Genomic DNA, 17358 nt, shown 5'->3' on the forward strand with positions numbered 1-17358 from the left:
AGATAGTGATTTCGATAATCATCCTCTCATTTTCCGGAAGGCAAAATGGATCGTCTCGATGCGATGAGCGTGCTTCTAGCCGTGGTGGAGAACGGCAGCCTGTCGGCGGCCTCGCGCGCCTTGCACTCGCCGCTGCCGACGGTCAGCCGCAAGATTTCCGAGCTCGAGGCCCATCTCGGCATCAGGTTGATCAGGCGCACCAATCGCCGGATCTCGCTGACGGAAGCAGGCGAAGGCTATGTGAGCGCGGCGCGCGAGATCCTGGGCCGCGTCGAGGAAGCGGAGCGGCGCGCATCCGGCGAGTATCTCTCCCCCAAGGGCGATCTGACGATGACGGCGCCGATCGTTTTCGGACGGCTGCATGTCCTGCCTGTGATCACCGACTTCCTGAAGGCATTCCCCGACATCAACATGCGGCTAACGATGAGCGACCGGCCGGTCAGCCTGGCAGACGAGCATATCGATGTGGCGCTACGTATCCGCACTCTCTCGGAAAACAACCTGATCGCCACCCGGCTCGGCAGTATCCGCCGGACGATCTATGCCAGTCCCGATTACCTCCGGCGCCACGGCCGTCCGGCGCATCCGCGCGAGCTTGCCGATCACGCCTGCGTTTCCTTCGAGGGCATCTTTTCGGCGCAGTTCTGGACGCTGCGGGAAAACGATCAGGAGATCGCCGCGCCGATCCACCCGCGGCTGTCGGTTAACACGGCGGAAGCCGCCGTCGATGCTGCGGTGGCGGGCCTCGGGATTACCCGGGTCCTCTCCTACCAGGCAAAACGCGCCGTCGAAGGCGGCTTGCTGGTACCGCTGCTGGAAGAGTTCGAGCAGCAGCCTTCGCCCGTCCATCTCGTGCATCTGTCGCAGGGCGTATTGCCGCTGAAGCTCAGGGTATTCCTGGATTTCGCCGCGCCGCGCCTGCGTGCTGTCCTCCGCTGAAAGCACAAAACGTCGTTCACCTTGGCGCCGTCACGGTCTATACCGGTCTTCCCCACAGGCAATCACCGGATGACCCCATGACCAGCTCCGTTCTCGACCGCTTCCTGCGCTACGCCGTCATCGACACGCAGTCCGACCCGACATCGAAGAGCCAGCCCTCCACCGAAAAGCAGAAGAATCTCGGGCGCGTGCTGGTCGAGGAACTGCTGGAGATCGGCCTTTCGGACGCGCATCTGGATGAACATGGCTATGTCTACGCGACGATCCCGGCCAACACGGAAAAGACCGTCCCGGTCATCTGCTTCTGTTCGCATATGGACACGGCGCCCGATTTCACCGGCACCAATGTCAAGCCGCAGATCGTCCGCAACTATCAGGGTGGCGACATCCGGCTCGCCGGCGATCCACAACAGGTGATCCGCGTCTCCGATCATCCGACGCTGAAGGACCAGATCGGCAACGATATCATCACGACAGACGGCACGACGCTGCTCGGCGCCGACGACAAGGCCGGCCTTGCCGAGATCATGACGGCGGCGAAGGTTCTGGTCGACAATCCCTCGATCAAGCACGGCACCATCAAGATCCTCTTCACGCCGGACGAGGAAATCGGCCGCGGTGTCGACAAGGTCGACCTGAAGAAGCTCGGCGCCGAATTCGCCTATACGATCGACGGCTCGACCGCCGGCGAGATCGAGGACGAGACCTTCTCGGCCGACGGCGTCGAGATCTCGATCCAGGGTGTCGCCATGCATCCGGGTTTTGCCAAGGGCAAGATGGAGAATGCCATCAAGATCGCCGGGGAGATCATCGCCAAGCTGCCGAAGCATATCGCCCCCGAGACCACATCCGGCCGCGAAGGCTTCATCCACCCGACCGGCGTGACGGGATCGATGGAAAAGGCCGAGCTCGGCTTCATCATCCGCGATTTCGTCGATGAGGGCCTTGCCGAGAAGGAGGCACTGCTCGAAGGGATCGTCAAGGAGGTCATCGCCGCCTATCCCGGCTCCTCCTACACGTTCAAGGTCAAACACCAGTACCGCAACATGAAATCGGTGCTCGACCGCAATCCGGAGATCGTCGAACACGCAATCGAGGCGATCCGCCGAGCCGGAATGAACCCGGTGCGCGGCAGCATCCGCGGCGGCACCGATGGTTCGCGCCTCTCCTTCATGGGCCTGCCCACCGCCAACATTTTCGACGGCGGCCATGCCTTCCACTCGCCGCTCGAATGGGTCAGCATCCAGGATATGGAAAAGGCCGTGGCGACGATCGTCGAAACAGCCAAGATCTGGGAAGAGCGGGCCTGAGGGCCCGTCAAACCGCTAACTCAATCCGAAAGCTGGATTTTCGCTCTTTGCACAGCTGAGCAATGTTTCACGCCCCTGAGATCGTTTTCGGCCCCCGCAAACATTCGTTTGACATTCGGTTCATCTTCACTTCTAGTCTCTCAAGTTTCGGTTTGCCGGGGAGGGTAATCGAAACTGATGGCACGCACGGGAGGGGAATGTGGGCCAAACACTGCACGACCTATTCGTGATCGGCGGAGGCATCAACGGCTGCGGGATCGCGCGTGATGCGGCGGGGCGCGGCTATTCGGTGGCGCTGGCGGAGATGAACGACTTCGCCTCCGGCACCTCATCGGGCGCCACCAAGCTGATCCATGGCGGGCTCCGCTATCTCGAACATTACGAGTTCCGCCTCGTGCGGGAATCGCTGATGGAGCGCGAAGTGCTCTGGGCGATGGCGCCGCATATCATCTGGCCGATGCGCTTCGTCCTGCCCTATCACAAGGGCGGCATCCGCCCGGCCTGGCTGATCCGGCTGGGTCTGTTCCTTTATGATCATCTCGGCGGCCGCAAGCTCCTGCCGCCGACATCGGTGCTCGACATGCGCCGCGATCCGGCAGCCAAGCCCTTGAAGGCGCTGTTTACGAAAGCCTTCGAATATTCCGACGGCTGGGTCGACGATGCCCGCATGGTGGTGCTGAACGCCAGGGACGCCGCCGACAAGGGCGCGCTGATCATGCCGCGGACCAAAGTGGTGTCGGCGCGGCGCGAGAATGGGCTGTGGGTCGTCGAGACGGTGGATACGCTCTCGGGCCGCAGCGAGACGCATCAGGCCCGCATGCTGGTCAATGCCGCCGGTCCCTGGGTCGATCACGTCATCCGTTCAGCCTTTGGCCAGAACGAGGCCCGCCATGTCCGCCTCGTCCAGGGCAGCCATATCATCGTCAGGAAGAAGTTCGACGGTCCCAAGGCCTATTTCTTCCAGAACCCTGATAACCGCATCATCTTCGCCATTCCCTATGAGGACGACTTCACCCTGATCGGCACCACCGACCGGGATTATGGCGGCGATCCCAAGGATGTCAGGATATCCGCTGAAGAGACGGATTATCTCTGCAAGGCGGCAAGCGAATACTTCAAGGAGCCGGTCACGGCCGACGATATCGTCTGGACCTATTCCGCCGTCCGCCCGCTCTTCGACGACGGTGCCTCGAAGGCGCAGGAAGCGACGCGCGATTACGTGCTGAAGCTTGAAGGAAAAGACGGCAGCGAGGCGAATGCCGCGCCGCTCCTCAATGTCTTCGGCGGCAAGCTCACCACCTACCGGCGCCTGTCGGAACATGCGCTGGAGAAGATCGGCGAAGCGATCGGCATCAAGGGTTCGCCGTGGACGGCGAAAAGCCATCTGCCGGGCGGCGACTTTCCGGCGCAGGGTTACGAGGCGGAAGTGGCCAAGCTGCAGGCGGCCTATCGGTTCCTGGCGCCGGCCCATGCGCGGCGGCTGACGCGCCGCTACGGCACCAGGGCCACCATCCTGCTCGGCAAGGCGGCTTCGACCGCCGATCTCGGGCGGCATTTCGGGTCGGATCTCTATGAGGCCGAAGTGCGCTATCTCATGCAGAACGAATGGGCCTTCACCGCTGAGGATGTTCTCTGGAGGCGGACGAAGGCCGGACTACACATGACGACGGAACAGATGCAGACATTGGAGGAGTACATCGCCGCCCTGCCCGCACAGCTCGCCGGATAGGAACGGCATGTGGTCCCCGTCTTGAGGAGGCACGGGAACCGGAATGCTCGAACTGCGCAATGCCGCCAAGATGGTGGGGGGTGAATACCACATTCACCCGACCGATCTGACACTCGAACGGGGATCGCTGAACGTCCTGCTTGGACCGACGCTCTCCGGCAAGACATCGCTGATGCGGCTGATGGCCGGGCTCGACCGCCCGACCAGCGGATCGGTGCATTTCGACGGCGCCGACGTCACCGGCGTGCGGGTCCAGAAGCGCAATGTCGCGATGGTCTATCAGCAGTTCATCAACTACCCGGCATTGTCGGTCTACGAGAACATCGCCTCGCCGATGCGCATTGCCGGCCGCGATGCCAAGGCCATCGACATCGAGGTGCGCAAGGCCGCTGACCTGATGAAGCTGACGCCTTATCTCGACCGTACGCCGCTCAATCTCTCCGGCGGCCAGCAGCAGCGCACGGCGCTTGCCCGCGCCCTCGTCAAGAATGCCAGCCTCGTGCTGCTCGACGAGCCGCTCGCCAATCTCGACTACAAGCTGCGAGAAGAGCTTCGCGAGGAGCTGCCGCGCATCTTCGCAGCCTCCGGGGCGATCTTCGTCTATGCGACGACCGAACCCTCGGAAGCTCTGCTTCTCGGCGGCAATACCGCGACGCTGAACGAAGGCCGGGTCACGCAATTCGGCAAGACGATCGGCGTCTATCGCCGCCCCGTCGATCTCGTCACCGCCAAGACCTTCGCCGATCCGCCGCTGAATTTCATCGATGTCGTCAAGAGCGGCCCGATCCTGCGGCACGCAAGCGGCGTCGAGTTCGCTGCGCCGGCGCATCTTTCCGGCATGGCCCACGGCCCCGTCACCATCGCTTTCCACCCGCACCATCTGGCGCTGGCCGCACAAACGCAGGCGTCGCCGAAGCTGATCGCGAAAACGCAGATCTCCGAGATCACCGGCTCCGAAAGCTTCGTCCATGTCGATTTCAACGGCGTGCGATGGGTGATGCTGGCACATGGCATCCACGACATCGATCCCGATACCGAGATCGCCGTCTATCTCGATACACGTCACCTGATGGCCTTCGGTCCGGACGGCCGGGCGATCGTCACTCCGGATCAGGGGGCATAGGAGGCTCACATGGCACGCATCACGCTCGACCATATCCGCCACGCCTACGGCCCCAATCCGCAGTCCGACAAGGATTATTCCCTCAAGGAAGTCGATCACGAATGGGCCGATGGCGGCGCCTATGCGCTGCTCGGCCCGTCAGGTTGCGGAAAGACCACGCTTCTCAACATCATATCGGGACTTCTTCAGCCGTCGCATGGCCGCATCCTGTTCGATGGCCGCGACGTCACCGATCTCTCGACGCAGGCGCGCAACATAGCACAGGTCTTCCAGTTCCCGGTCATCTACGACACGATGACCGTCTACGACAATCTGGCCTTTCCGCTGCGCAACCGCAGCATTGCCGAGCCAGAGGTTGATCGCCGCGTCCGCGAAATTCTCGAGATGATCGACCTCTCGGACTGGGCAAAGCGCAAGGCGCAGCGCCTGACGGCCGACCAGAAGCAGAAAATCTCCCTCGGCCGCGGCCTGGTGCGCAACGACGTCAACGCCATCCTGTTCGACGAGCCGCTGACGGTCATCGATCCGCATATGAAATGGGTGCTGCGCTCGCAATTGAAGCGGCTGCACAAGCAGTTCGGCTTCACCATGGTTTATGTCACCCACGACCAGACGGAAGCGCTGACCTTCGCCGAGAAGGTCGTCGTCATGTATGACGGCGAGATCGTCCAGATCGGCACGCCGGCGGAACTCTTCGAGCGCCCCAGCCACACCTTCGTCGGCTATTTCATCGGATCGCCCGGCATGAACGTCATGCCCGCCAAGGTCTCCGGCAACACCGTCAGCGTCGGGCAGGAGACGATCAGCCTCGATTATGCGCCGAACATATCAGGCGCATCGAAGGTCGAGCTCGGCATTCGCCCGGAATTCATCCGGCTCGGCCGGGAGGGCATGCCGGTCTCGATCTCCAAGGTCGAGGATATCGGCCGACAGAAGATCGTCCGCGCCCGCTTCGCCGATCAGCCGATGGCGATCGTCGTGCCGGAAGATGGCGAAATCCCCGAGGATGCGAGGGTCAGCTTCGATCCCAATGCCATCAGCATCTACGCCAATTCCTGGCGCGTCGGCAGGGAGGGCTGAGCATGGAAAAGACCTGGAACAACAAGGCCTGGTTTCTGGTTCTGCCGGTGCTGGTGCTCGTCGCCTTCTCCGCCGTCATCCCGCTGATGACCGTAGTCAATTACTCGGTGCAGGATACGTTCGGAAACAATGAATTCTTCTGGGCGGGCACCGACTGGTTCGTGCAGACCTTGGAATCCGACCGCTTCTGGGAAGCGCTGCAGCGCAACCTCGCCTTCTCGCTGATCATTCTGGCGATCGAAATCCCGCTCGGCATCTTCATCGCGCTGAACATGCCGAAGAAGGGGCTTGGCGTTCCCGTTTGCCTCGTCCTGATGTCGCTGCCGCTGCTCATTCCGTGGAATGTCGTCGGCACCATCTGGCAGGTCTTCGGCCGCGTCGATATCGGGTTGCTCGGCCATACGCTGGAAGCGATCGGCCTCGACTACAACTATGTGCGCGACCCCGTCGATGCCTGGATCACCGTCATCGTCATGGATGTCTGGCACTGGACGAGCCTTGTCGTGCTGCTCTGCTATGCCGGCCTCGTCTCGATCCCAGATGCCTATTATCAGGCGGCCAAGATCGACGGCGCCTCGCGCTGGTCCGTCTTCCGCTACATCCAGCTGCCGAAAATGAAGAGGGTGCTTCTGATCGCCGTGCTGCTGCGCTTCATGGACAGCTTCATGATCTATACCGAACCCTTCGTCGTTACCGGCGGCGGTCCCGGCAATTCGACGACCTTCCTGTCGATCGACCTCGTGAAGATGGCCGTCGGCCAGTTCGATCTCGGCCCGGCTGCCGCGATGTCGATCATCTACTTCCTGATCATCCTGCTGCTGTCGTGGATCTTCTACACGGTCATGACCAGCAGCGACGCGAACAGCTGAGAAAGGAGAGGACCATGGCTCAGACAATGAAATACAAGCCTGCCGGAAACTTCTCCTGGGTGGTTTCGACGCTCTACATCGTCTTCCTGCTGCTGCCGATCTACTGGCTCGTCAACATGAGCTTCAAGGAGAACTCGGAGATCACCGGCGCCTTCTCGCTCTGGCCGCAGAACCCGACGCTCGCCAACTACGCGGTCATCTTCACAGATCCGTCCTGGTATAACGGCTATATCAACTCGATCATCTATGTCGTTATGAACACGGTGATTTCGGTTCTGGCCGCCCTGCCCGCGGCCTACGCCTTCTCGCGCTATCGGTTCCTCGGCGACAAGCACCTGTTCTTCTGGCTCTTGACCAACCGCATGGCGCCGCCGGCGGTCTTCGCGCTGCCCTTCTTCCAGCTCTATTCGGCCTTCGGGCTGATCGATACCCATATCGCGGTGGCGCTGGCGCACTGCCTGTTCAACGTGCCGCTGGCGGTCTGGATCCTCGAAGGCTTCATGTCCGGCGTGCCGAAGGAAATCGACGAGACGGCCTATATCGACGGTTATTCCTTCCCACGCTTCTTCGTGAAGATCTTCATGCCGCTGATTGCGAGCGGCGTCGGCGTCGCCGCCTTCTTCTGCTTCATGTTCTCGTGGGTCGAGCTGCTGCTGGCGCGCACGCTGACGACGACGGCCGCCAAGCCGATCTCGGCGATCATGACGCGCACCGTTTCGGCGGCGGGCATGGACTGGGGCGTGCTGGCGGCGGCCGGGGTGCTGACCATCGTGCCCGGCGCCCTCGTCATCTATTTCGTCCGCAACTACATCGCCAAGGGCTTTGCCCTGGGCCGCGTCTGAGGAGGAGACGACCATGACCTTTTCCTGGATGGCCTGGACGCTGCCGACGGCGCTGTTCTTCCTGACGATCCTGATGCTGCTCGTCGGCATGAGCGTCTGGGAATATTTCGTGCCCGGCGGCTCGCCGCGCACCGGCCTGCTGCGCTTCGAGACGACGCGCGGCGACCGTCTGTTCATTTCGCTGCTGGGGGCAGCGTTCATTCATCTGGCATGGCTGGGTCTTGTCGGACCCGGCCTGTGGTGGGCTCTTGGCATCTCCGTGATCTACGCCATCGGCGTGTTCCGATACGTGTGATGCCAAGGTGAGACAGATGGCCGGGGGTACTGGCCGCCTGAGACGTGAAGACTGCAATCGCAAACCCTGGGAGGATATTATGCGACGGCATCTACTAGCGACGACAGCAGGCATTTTGCTGGCAATGACGGGCTCTGCCTATGCCGGCATGGACGAGGCGAAAACCTTCCTCGACAAGGAGATCGGCGATCTATCGTCGCTCCCGCGCGCCGACCAGGAAAAGGAGATGCAGTGGTTCATCGACGCTGCCAAGCCCTTCTCCGGGATGGACATCAAGGTCGTTTCCGAAACCCTGACGACCCACGAATATGAATCCAAGGTGCTGGCGCCGGCCTTCACGGCGATCACCGGCATCAAGATCACCCACGACCTGATCGGCGAGGGCGACGTCGTCGAAAAGCTTCAGACGCAGATGCAGTCGGGCGAGAACATCTACGACGCCTATGTCAACGACTCCGACCTGATCGGCACCCATTGGCGCTACCAGCAGGCCCGCTCGCTGACCGACTGGATGGCGAACGAAGGCAAGGATGTCACCAATCCCGGTCTCGACATCGACGACTTCATCGGCACCAAGTTCACGACCGCGCCGGACAAGAAGCTCTATCAGCTTCCCGACCAGCAGTTCGCGAACCTCTACTGGTTCCGCTACGACTGGTTCAACGACGAGAAGAACAAGGCCGACTTCAAGGCGAAGTACGGCTACGATCTCGGCGTCCCGGTCAACTGGTCGGCCTATGAGGACATCGCCGAATTCTTCACCGGCCGCGACATCGGCGGCAAGAAGGTCTTCGGCCATATGGACTACGGCAAGAAGGACCCGTCGCTCGGCTGGCGCTTCACAGACGCCTGGCTGTCGATGGCCGGCAATGGCGACAAGGGCCTCCCGAACGGTCTTCCGGTCGACGAGTGGGGCATCAAGGTCGACGAGAACTCCCGTCCCGTCGGCTCGTGCGTCGCTCGCGGCGGCGATACCAACGGCCCGGCCGCCGTCTACTCGATCCAGAAATATCTGGATTGGTTGAAGGCCTATGCCCCGCCGGCAGCGCAGGGCATGAACTTCTCCGAATCCGGCCCGGTTCCGGCGCAGGGCGAAGTGGCTCAGCAGATCTTCTGGTACACGGCCTTTACGGCTGATGCCGTCAAGCCCGGCCTGCCCGTCGTCAACGAGGACGGCACGCCGAAATGGCGCATGGCGCCCTCACCGCACGGCGTCTACTGGAAGGATGGCATGAAGCTCGGCTATCAGGACGTCGGTTCCTGGACGCTGATGAAGTCGACCCCCGATGACCGCGCCAAGGCCGCATGGCTCTACGCGCAGTTCGTGACGTCGAAGACCGTGGACGTGAAGAAGAGCCATGTCGGCCTGACCTTCATCCGCGAGTCGACCATTCGCGACAAGAGCTTCACGGAGCGCGCTCCCAAGCTCGGCGGTCTGATCGAGTTCTATCGCTCGCCCGCCCGCGTCCAGTGGTCGCCGACCGGCACCAACGTTCCTGACTATCCGAAGCTCGCACAGCTCTGGTGGCAGGCCGTCGGTGACGCCTCTTCCGGCGCCAAGACCGCGCAGGAAGCCATGGATTCGCTTTGCTCCGAGCAGGAAAAGGTGCTGCAGCGCCTCGAACGCGCCAAGGTTCAGGGTGACATCGGGCCGAAGCTCGCCGAGGAGCACGATCTCGAATACTGGAACAAGGATGCCGTCGCCAAGGGCAACCTCGCTCCGCAGCTGAAGATCGAGAACGAGAAGGAAAAGCCGGTCACGGTCAATTACGACGAGCTCGTCAAGAGCTGGCAGTCCAACTGATCATGACCGTGCGGGCCGGGGGAGACGAGGCTCCCGGCCCGCTTTCATCAACGCTGCAGGATGTGCTGGCGGACCAACTCCTTCAGCTTTTCGACATTTCCGGCCGCGATCGCATCGATCATCTGATGATGCTCGCGGCCTGATTGTTCGACCCGGGCGCGCGTGCGCCATTGCGAGACTGGTGCTGAAGACGTCCTCTGCCGGATTTCAGTGATGAGATCGACGAGTTCGATATTGCCGCCGAGCGTCAGCAGCTGGCGATGAAAGGCCAGATTGGCTTCGTAGAGCTCCAGCATCGTTCCGTTCAGCACCATCAGGTCGAAGTGATCGGCAAGCTTCCTGAGCTTGGCGATCTCGTCGCCCGCAGCGTTCGAAACGATCGTTGCCGCGATCGCGGTCTCCAGGATGATGCGGATTTCGCTGACTTCCTGGGCGCGGCGGCCATCCGGCTCATAGACGTGGTAGCCGCGGTTCGGGACATGCTCGACAAGGCGCTTCTGCGCCAGCCGATCCAGCGCGCGGCGTACTTCGGGGCGTGTGCATTTGTAGCGGCGCTCGAGGTCGATCTGCTTCAGCCAGGTGCCGGGCAGCAGCACACCGGCCAGAATGTCCTGCAGGATGAAGTCAGTCACGTCGCGCGCGCTGGCCGATTCCGGCCCTTCTTCCATCACGACGTCAGCCATTTCCAATCCCCTTTTTCATCACCGATAACACGCCTGTTTCAAATTCTGTAGGCGTGGCAATCGTTTGAGTTCGTCCGAAATTTATTCATTCCCATGGATTGCGCGAAAATTTTTTGTAACCTAAATTGGCGCCAATTTTGGATACTATGCGAAACGAAGCCGTTTTGAAAGTCATGAAAAACACCGAAGCCGTCTGGGACATCGTCGAAGCCAAGAGCGAAGCCTTCGCCGCATTGAGCGATCGCATCTGGGATATGCCGGAGACGAATTACGAAGAGTATCGCTCCGCCGAAGAGCATGCCCGCCAGCTGGAAGCCGAGGGCTTCAGGGTCGAACGCGGCATTGCCGGCCTGCCGACGGCTGTGATGGGGGAAGCCGGCGAAGACGGTCCGGTCATCGCCATTCTCGGCGAATTCGACGCCCTGCCCGGCCTGAGCCAGGTTGCCGGCCTCGCGGAAAAGCGCGAAGCCTCCACGAATGGCAACGGCCACGGCTGCGGGCACAACATGCTCGGCGCCGGATCGATGCTGGCGGCTTCCGCCGTCAAGGATTTTCTCGCCGAGAACGGCCTGAAGGGCCGCATCCGCTATTACGGCTGCCCGGCCGAAGAAGGCGGCTCGTCGAAGGGCTTCATGGTGCGCGCCGGCGTCTTCGACGATGTCGATATCGCCATCTGCTGGCATCCGGCAGCCTTTGCAGGCGTCAACAATCCGGTCTCGCTCGCCTGCAACGAGCTGAACTTCCATTTCAGCGGCCGCGCCTCGCATGCCTCGGCCACTCCGCATCTCGGCCGCAGCGCGCTCGATGCCGTCGAACTGATGAATGTCGGCGTCAACTATATGCGCGAGCATATGCCGTCGAGCGCGCGCATCCACTATGCCGTGACCGATACCGGCGGTTCGGCACCGAATGTCGTGCAGGCCAAGGCAACGGTGCGCTACCTCGTGCGCGCCCGCAACCTGCCCGAACTGCTGTCGCTGGTCGCCCGCGTCAAGAAGGTCGCCGAGGGTGCTGCGCTGATGACCGAGACCACGGTGCGCAGCGAAGTGATCAGCGGCGACGCCAATCTCGTCGGCAATGTGCCGCTCGAAGACCTGATGTTTGCCAATCTCCAGCGCCTCGGCGCACCCGTCTTCGACGATGCCGACCGCGAGACGGCCCGCAAGTTCCAGGCGACGATGAGCCCCGAGGACATCGCCTCGTCCTACGCCCGGTTCGGCCTGAAGCCGAAGAAGGACCAGCCGCTCTGCGAGGAAATCTTCCCGCTTTATGCCGGCGACAGCTCCATCGTCGGCTCCACCGATGTCGGCAGCGTCAGCTGGGTGGTTCCGACCGTCCAGATGCGCGGCGCCACCTATGCGATCGGCACGCCCGGCCATTCCTGGCAGCTCGTTGCCCAGGGCAAACTTCCGGCTGCCCACAAGGGCACGGAACACGCGGCGAAGGTCATGGCGAGCACCGCCATCGACCTGATCCGCAATCCCTATCTCATCGAGGCGGCCAAGGCGGACCTGAAGGGCCGCCTCGATGGGACGCCATTCGTCAATCCGATCCCTGACGACGTGCAGCCGCCGCTTCCCGAAAGGCAGGCGTCATGAACCAGCCGGGCATCCTCGAGCTTATCAGCTTCGGCCCCGACGGATGGGGCAAGGCGCTGCTTGCAGGCGCGTGGATGACCGTTCTGATCGCGCTCGCAGGCTATTCGACCGGCGCCGTGATCGGTTCCTTCGGCGCATGGGCGAAAATATCGGGTGGCCGCGGCCTGAAGATCGCGGCTGATACCTATACGACAGTCCTTCGCGGCATCCCGGATCTGCTCGTCATCTACCTCTTCTATTTCGGCGGCAGCGCTGCCGTCACCGCGATCGGCAAGCTGTTCGGCGCCGAGGGCTTTCTCGGCTTCCCGGGCTTTCTTGCCGGTTCGCTCGCCGTCGGCGTCACCTCCGGCGCCCAGTTCACCGAAGTCTTCCGCGGCGCCTTCAAGGCGGTCCATCCCGGTGAAATCGAAGCGGCGATCGCCTGCGGCATGGGCCGCGCCCTGCGCTTCCGCCGCATCGTCGCGCCGTTGACGCTGCGCCATGCGCTACCCGGCCTCGGTAATGTCTGGCAGGTCGTCCTGAAGGAATCCGCCCTCGTTTCCATCACCGGCGTCGCCGAGTTGCTGCGCCAGACGCAGATCGCCGCCGGCTCGACCGGCCTGCCCTTCGATTTCTATGTCATTGCCGGCGGTATCTACCTCGTCATCTCCACCGGCTCCGGCCTGTTTCTGCGGCGTGCCGAAAAGCACTTTTCGCGTGGCGTGAGGAGAGGCTGATGGACTGGCAATTTCTGTTTGAAACCTTCGTCAGCCTGGTTTCAGCCATTCCGCTGACACTCGAGCTTGCTGCTACCTCGATTGCGCTCGGTGCCGTCCTGGCGCTGGCCATCGCGCTCTGCCGCCTTTCCGGCAACAAGGCGCTTGAGTGGTTCGCCCGCAGCTATGTCTTCGTCTTCCGCGGCACGCCGCTGCTCGTCCAGATCTTCCTGCTCTATTACGGCCTCGGCCAGTTCCCGGCCGTCCGCCACAGCATCTTCTGGCCGTTTCTGCGCGAGCCCTATTGGTGCGCCGTGCTGGCGCTGACCATGAATACCGCCGCCTATGCCAGCGAAATCATCCGCGGCGGCCTGCTTTCGGTTCCCTTCGGCCAGATCGAAGCGGCCCGCGCCTGCGGCATGCCACGCCTGATGCAATTCCGCCGCATCGTGCTGCCGCTGGCGATCCGCCAGGCTCTGCCCGGCTACAGCAACGAGATGATCTCGATGGTCAAGGCCACCTCGCTCGCCTCGATCATCACGCTGATGGAAGTCACCGGCGTCGCCGCCCGCATCATCTCGGAATCCTACCGGGCGATCGAAGTCTTCATCGTTGCCGGAGCCATCTACCTGGCGATCAACTTCCTGCTGACCCGGCTCGTCCATCTCGTCGAATACTGGCTGAGCCCGCATCTGCGCCAGCCCGTTCCCTATCATCCGGCAGTGAAAGCTGCGCCCGCACTTGAAGGAGACGCCCGATGACCGCGGCAACCGCTCTCAGCGTCAAGAACCTGCACAAGAGCTTCGGCAATGTCGAAGTGCTGAAGGGCATTTCGCTCGATGCCCACGAGGGCGACGTCGTCTCGATCCTCGGCTCGTCCGGCTCCGGCAAGTCAACCTTCCTGCGCTGCATCAATCTCCTGGAGACGCCGAATTCCGGCGAAGTGACGGTGGCCGGCGAAACGATCCGCATGCTGCCCGACGCCAAGGGCGGCAGCCGCCCGGCCGACCGCAAGCAGGTCGACCGCATCCGCTCGCAGCTCGGCATGGTGTTCCAGAGCTTCAATCTCTGGTCCCACAAGACCGTGCTCGAAAACGTCATCGAGGCACCCGTTCACGTGCAGGGGCGCAACCGCGCCGAATGCATCGAGGAAGCAGAAGCGCTGCTTGCCAAGGTCGGCATCGCAGAGAAGCGCAATTTCTATCCGGCGCACCTTTCCGGCGGCCAGCAGCAGCGCGCCGCGATTGCCCGCGCGCTCGCCATGCGCCCCAAGGTGATGCTGTTCGACGAGCCGACCTCGGCGCTCGACCCGGAACTCGTCGGTGAAGTGCTGCGCGTCATGCGCGCGCTCGCCGAAGAAGGCCGCACGATGCTGGTCGTCACCCATGAGATGGGCTTTGCCCGCGACGTATCCAGCCGCGTCGTCTTCCTGCATCAAGGCGTCGTCGAGGAAGACGGTCGCCCGCAGGACGTCTTTGCCAATTCGCAGTCGGAACGCTTCCGGCAGTTCATCAGCAAATAATCTCTCAGCCCAAACCAAGAAAAGGGGAGCTAAAATGACAATTCTTTCGCGGGTTCTGACCGCAGCAGCCACAACGGCGGTTATTGCTACCGCAGGCATCGCCCATGCCGACGACAAGAAGTGGACGACGGTGACGATCGCCACCGAAGGTGCGTTCAAGCCTTACAACTTCACCAAGCCGGACGGCACGCTCGACGGCTACGAGATCGAGCTCACCAAGTATCTCTGCGCCCACATGAAGGTCGAGTGCAAGGTCGTCGTCCAGAACTTCGACGGCATGATCCCGGGCCTGAATGCCGGCAAGTTCGACGCCATCATCTCCGGCATGTCGGCGACCGCCAAGCGCGAAGAAGTGATCGCCTTCAGCGATTCCTACGGCTCCACCGGCCAGGCTTTCGCCACCTCGAAGGAAAGCGATCTGGCAGGCCTGCCTGAAAAGGGCCAGGTCTTCTCGCTCGCCAGCGACGAGGCCGGCGCCGCCGCCGAGATCGAGAAGATCAAACCGGCGCTGCAGGGCAAGACCATCGGTGTCCAGACCGCTTCCACCGCCGCCGCCTTCGTCGACAAATACCTGAAGGGCGTCGTCGACGTACGCGAATACAAGACGACCGAAGAACACGACCTCGACCTCAAGGCCGGCCGTGTCGATCTGGTCATGGCCTCGATGGCCTATCTCACCACCGCTTCGCAGAAGCCGGGCAACGAGGACATGACGACGACGGGTCCGCGCTTCCAGGGTGGCTTCCTCGGCCGTGGCAGCTCGGTTGGCCTGCGCAAGGACGACACCCAACTGAAGGCGATGTTCAACGACGCGATCGCCGCCGCCAAGGCCGACGGCACGATCAAGACGCTGTCGGAAAAGTGGTTCGGCTTCGACGTTACGCCGAAGTGAGGCCCTGACGCTTTGCATTCTCAGAACCCGGCGACGCGCAGCCTCGCCGGGCTTTCTTGTTTTCAGCACAATCTGTAGTGACAGCGCGATGCTGTCATACTATAAGTCCCTGCAGCGACTCATGAAGGAGGATCGTCACGATGCGAAATCTCGGCACAACACAACGCTGAACAGCGGTGCCGATTGGGCTCGTCTGTTCGGCCCGCTTCCCATCCTACGATCCTGACAGATACTGCCCTGGAGGGCACTCATGTTTCGTCGCTTCTTCTCCTACTATGCGCGTTACAAGCGCTTGTTTTTCCTTGATTTCGGCTGCGCCGTCATTGCCGGCCTCCTGGAGCTCGGCTTTCCGCTTGCCGTCAAGCTCTTCGTCGACGAGCTGCTTCCCGGCCGTGACTGGGGGCTGATCGCCGCCGTCGCGGCTGCACTGCTCGCGGTCTATGCCGTCAACACCGGCCTGATGGCTGTGGTCAACTATTGGGGTCATGCGCTCGGCATCTCGATCGAGTCGGACATGCGCCGCCAGGCCTTCGATCACATCCAGAAGCTGTCGTTCAGCTATTTCGACAACAACAAGACCGGCCACCTGATCACCCACGTCACCAAGGATCTCGAAGAGGTGGGCGAAGTCGCCCATCATGGTCCCGAAGACGTGTTCATCGCCATCATGACCTTCATCGGCGCCTTCATCTTGATGTTCACGGTGCATTGGAAGCTGGCGCTGCTGACGACGACGATCGTGCCGTTCATGACCTGGCTCGTCAGCCGCTACGGCGCCAAGATGACGGTCACCTGGCGCAACCTCTTCCGCAAGGTCGGCGACTTCAACACCCGCGTTCAGGAAAGCGTCGGCGGCATCCGCGTCGTCAAGGCCTTCGGCAACGAAGGCTATGAGAGCGAGCTCTTCGCCCTCAATAACGAAGGCTACCGCGAGACAAAGCTCAGTGCCTATCGCTATATGACGGCAAGCATAGCGCTCAGCTATCTCAGCACCCGGCTGGTGCAGCTGGTCATCATGGTTGCCGGCACCTTCTACGTCGTCAATGGCGAGCTGACCTATGGCGGCTTCGTCGGCTTCCTGCTGCTCGTCAACGTCTTCTTCCACCCGATCGACAAGATCACCTCGGTGCTCGAAATGTATCCGAAGGGGATTGCCGGCTTTAAGCGCTTCATCTCGCTGATCGACACCGAGCCGGATCTTGCCGACCGTCCGGATGCCGTCACCGTCAGATCGCTGCACGGCGATATCGCCTACAAGGACGTCTCCTTCGGCTATTCCGATCACGGCAAGGTGCTGGACAAGCTGAACCTGACGATCTCTGCAGGCGAGACCGTCGCCTTCGTCGGTCCGTCGGGCGCCGGCAAGACGACGATCTGCTCGCTGCTGCCGCGCTTCTACGATGTGACATCGGGCGCCATCACCATCGACGGCATCGATATCCGCGACATGACCCAGGCCTCGCTGCGCAGCCAGATCGGCATCGTGCAGCAGGATGTTTTCCTGTTCGGCTCGACCATCCGCGAGAATATCGCCTATGGCCGTCTCGGCGCATCGGATGCGGACATCATGGAAGCACTCAGGCGCTCGTCGCTCGACGAGTTCGTCCGTTCGCTTCCCGCGGGTCTCGATACGCCGACCGGCGAGCGTGGCGTCAAGCTCTCGGGCGGCCAGAAGCAGCGCCTGGCAATCGCCCGTATATTCCTGAAGAACCCGCCGATCCTGATCCTCGACGAGGCGACCTCGGCGCTCGATACGGCAACGGAATATGCGATCCAGCAGGCGCTTTCGGAACTGTCGGAAGGACGCACGACGCTCGTCGTCGCCCACCGCCTGGCCACCATCCGCAACGCCGACCGGATCGTGGTGATGGGTCCCCGCGGCATCGAGGAGCAAGGCACGCATGCCGAACTTCTTGCCCGCAATGGCGCCTATTCCCGCTTGCACAACGCCCAGTTCGGCGCCGTCGCCTGACGAAA

The 17358-nt window shown here is 62.2% G+C and carries 16 protein-coding genes; 15 read left to right on the plus strand and 1 reads right to left on the minus strand.

What is annotated here, in order from left to right; all coding sequences use genetic code 11:
- Positions 1–45 precede the first annotated feature (45 nt).
- From ACODR6_RS19150 to ACODR6_RS19190, 9 genes are all read left to right on the plus strand, one after another.
- Positions 46–939, plus strand: coding sequence for a LysR family transcriptional regulator (locus ACODR6_RS19150; RefSeq protein ID WP_130280980.1), 894 nt, complete (start codon positions 46–48; stop codon positions 937–939).
- Positions 940–1016: 77 nt separating this feature from the next.
- Positions 1017–2249: a peptidase T gene (gene pepT, locus ACODR6_RS19155; protein ID WP_489023666.1), complete on the plus strand. Its 1233-nt coding sequence runs from the start codon at positions 1017–1019 to the stop codon at positions 2247–2249.
- 199 nt (positions 2250–2448) lie between these two features.
- Positions 2449–3978: a glycerol-3-phosphate dehydrogenase gene (gene glpD, locus ACODR6_RS19160; protein WP_489023668.1), complete on the plus strand. Its 1530-nt coding sequence runs from the start codon at positions 2449–2451 to the stop codon at positions 3976–3978.
- Positions 3979–4021: 43 nt separating this feature from the next.
- Positions 4022–5101 (plus strand): ABC transporter ATP-binding protein, encoded by a 1080-nt coding sequence (locus tag ACODR6_RS19165; protein WP_489023670.1) that lies wholly within the window; start codon positions 4022–4024, stop codon positions 5099–5101.
- 9 nt (positions 5102–5110) lie between these two features.
- Entirely contained in the window at positions 5111–6181 is a 1071-nt protein-coding gene (locus tag ACODR6_RS19170) for an ABC transporter ATP-binding protein (RefSeq protein WP_489023672.1), read from the plus strand.
- A gap of 2 nt (positions 6182–6183) precedes the next feature.
- Positions 6184–7050: a carbohydrate ABC transporter permease gene (locus ACODR6_RS19175; protein WP_112711964.1), complete on the plus strand. Its 867-nt coding sequence runs from the start codon at positions 6184–6186 to the stop codon at positions 7048–7050.
- Between the two features lie 14 nt (positions 7051–7064).
- Positions 7065–7892, plus strand: coding sequence for a carbohydrate ABC transporter permease (locus ACODR6_RS19180; RefSeq protein WP_489023675.1), 828 nt, complete (start codon positions 7065–7067; stop codon positions 7890–7892).
- Positions 7893–7905: 13 nt separating this feature from the next.
- On the plus strand, positions 7906–8187 hold the full coding sequence (locus ACODR6_RS19185) for a DUF2160 domain-containing protein (RefSeq protein WP_112711968.1): 282 nt from the start codon (positions 7906–7908) through the stop codon (positions 8185–8187).
- A 79-nt stretch (positions 8188–8266) separates the two neighbouring features.
- Positions 8267–9991 (plus strand): ABC transporter substrate-binding protein, encoded by a 1725-nt coding sequence (locus ACODR6_RS19190; protein WP_413711493.1) that lies wholly within the window; start codon positions 8267–8269, stop codon positions 9989–9991.
- A gap of 47 nt (positions 9992–10038) precedes the next feature.
- Here ACODR6_RS19190 and ACODR6_RS19195 read toward each other — a convergent pair whose 3' ends face one another.
- A complete protein-coding gene (locus ACODR6_RS19195) occupies positions 10039–10674 on the minus strand; it encodes a GntR family transcriptional regulator (RefSeq protein WP_489023678.1) in 636 nt (211 codons plus the stop codon).
- A gap of 173 nt (positions 10675–10847) precedes the next feature.
- Here ACODR6_RS19195 and ACODR6_RS19200 point away from each other — a divergent pair, with 173 nt between their 5' ends.
- From ACODR6_RS19200 to ACODR6_RS19225, 6 genes are all read left to right on the plus strand, one after another.
- Positions 10848–12272 (plus strand): M20 family metallopeptidase, encoded by a 1425-nt coding sequence (locus ACODR6_RS19200; protein WP_489023680.1) that lies wholly within the window; start codon positions 10848–10850, stop codon positions 12270–12272.
- On the plus strand, positions 12269–12988 hold the full coding sequence (locus ACODR6_RS19205; RefSeq protein ID WP_449097762.1) for an ABC transporter permease: 720 nt from the start codon (positions 12269–12271) through the stop codon (positions 12986–12988). The genes ACODR6_RS19200 and ACODR6_RS19205 overlap by 4 nt, the downstream gene beginning before the upstream one ends.
- Positions 12988–13728, plus strand: coding sequence for an ABC transporter permease (locus ACODR6_RS19210; protein ID WP_489023683.1), 741 nt, complete (start codon positions 12988–12990; stop codon positions 13726–13728). Before ACODR6_RS19205 ends, ACODR6_RS19210 begins: the two co-directional genes overlap by 1 nt.
- Complete coding sequence (locus ACODR6_RS19215) at positions 13725–14489, plus strand: ABC transporter ATP-binding protein (RefSeq protein WP_489023685.1); 765 nt, start codon at positions 13725–13727, stop codon at positions 14487–14489. The genes ACODR6_RS19210 and ACODR6_RS19215 overlap by 4 nt, the downstream gene beginning before the upstream one ends.
- A gap of 34 nt (positions 14490–14523) precedes the next feature.
- The gene (locus ACODR6_RS19220) at positions 14524–15381 is read left to right on the plus strand and encodes a transporter substrate-binding domain-containing protein (protein ID WP_489023687.1); all 858 of its coding nucleotides are present in this window, start codon (positions 14524–14526) and stop codon (positions 15379–15381) included.
- 250 nt (positions 15382–15631) lie between these two features.
- Positions 15632–17353 carry an ABC transporter ATP-binding protein gene (locus ACODR6_RS19225; protein WP_130283824.1) on the plus strand — a complete coding sequence of 574 codons (1722 nt, stop codon included), beginning with the start codon at positions 15632–15634 and terminating at the stop codon, positions 17351–17353.
- Positions 17354–17358: the final 5 nt, after the last annotated feature.

This window comes from Rhizobium sp. FG96, from assembly GCF_057808655.1.

What these genes read in the sequence shown, in the direction of transcription:
- ACODR6_RS19150 (WP_130280980.1), top strand. Translation starts at nt 46, where the DNA reads ATGGATCGTCTCGATGCGATGAGCGTGCTTCTAGCCGTGGTGGAGAAC.
- pepT (WP_489023666.1), top strand. Translation starts at nt 1,017, where the DNA reads ATGACCAGCTCCGTTCTCGACCGCTTCCTGCGCTACGCCGTCATCGAC.
- ACODR6_RS19165 (WP_489023670.1), top strand. Translation starts at nt 4,022, where the DNA reads ATGCTCGAACTGCGCAATGCCGCCAAGATGGTGGGGGGTGAATACCAC.
- ACODR6_RS19170 (WP_489023672.1), top strand. Translation starts at nt 5,111, where the DNA reads ATGGCACGCATCACGCTCGACCATATCCGCCACGCCTACGGCCCCAAT.
- ACODR6_RS19175 (WP_112711964.1), top strand. Translation starts at nt 6,184, where the DNA reads ATGGAAAAGACCTGGAACAACAAGGCCTGGTTTCTGGTTCTGCCGGTG.
- ACODR6_RS19180 (WP_489023675.1), top strand. Translation starts at nt 7,065, where the DNA reads ATGGCTCAGACAATGAAATACAAGCCTGCCGGAAACTTCTCCTGGGTG.
- ACODR6_RS19185 (WP_112711968.1), top strand. Translation starts at nt 7,906, where the DNA reads ATGACCTTTTCCTGGATGGCCTGGACGCTGCCGACGGCGCTGTTCTTC.
- ACODR6_RS19190 (WP_413711493.1), top strand. Translation starts at nt 8,267, where the DNA reads ATGCGACGGCATCTACTAGCGACGACAGCAGGCATTTTGCTGGCAATG.
- ACODR6_RS19195 (WP_489023678.1), bottom strand. Translation starts at nt 10,674, where the DNA reads ATGGCTGACGTCGTGATGGAAGAAGGGCCGGAATCGGCCAGCGCGCGC.
- ACODR6_RS19200 (WP_489023680.1), top strand. Translation starts at nt 10,848, where the DNA reads ATGAAAAACACCGAAGCCGTCTGGGACATCGTCGAAGCCAAGAGCGAA.
- ACODR6_RS19205 (WP_449097762.1), top strand. Translation starts at nt 12,269, where the DNA reads ATGAACCAGCCGGGCATCCTCGAGCTTATCAGCTTCGGCCCCGACGGA.
- ACODR6_RS19210 (WP_489023683.1), top strand. Translation starts at nt 12,988, where the DNA reads ATGGACTGGCAATTTCTGTTTGAAACCTTCGTCAGCCTGGTTTCAGCC.
- ACODR6_RS19215 (WP_489023685.1), top strand. Translation starts at nt 13,725, where the DNA reads ATGACCGCGGCAACCGCTCTCAGCGTCAAGAACCTGCACAAGAGCTTC.
- ACODR6_RS19220 (WP_489023687.1), top strand. Translation starts at nt 14,524, where the DNA reads ATGACAATTCTTTCGCGGGTTCTGACCGCAGCAGCCACAACGGCGGTT.
- ACODR6_RS19225 (WP_130283824.1), top strand. Translation starts at nt 15,632, where the DNA reads ATGTTTCGTCGCTTCTTCTCCTACTATGCGCGTTACAAGCGCTTGTTT.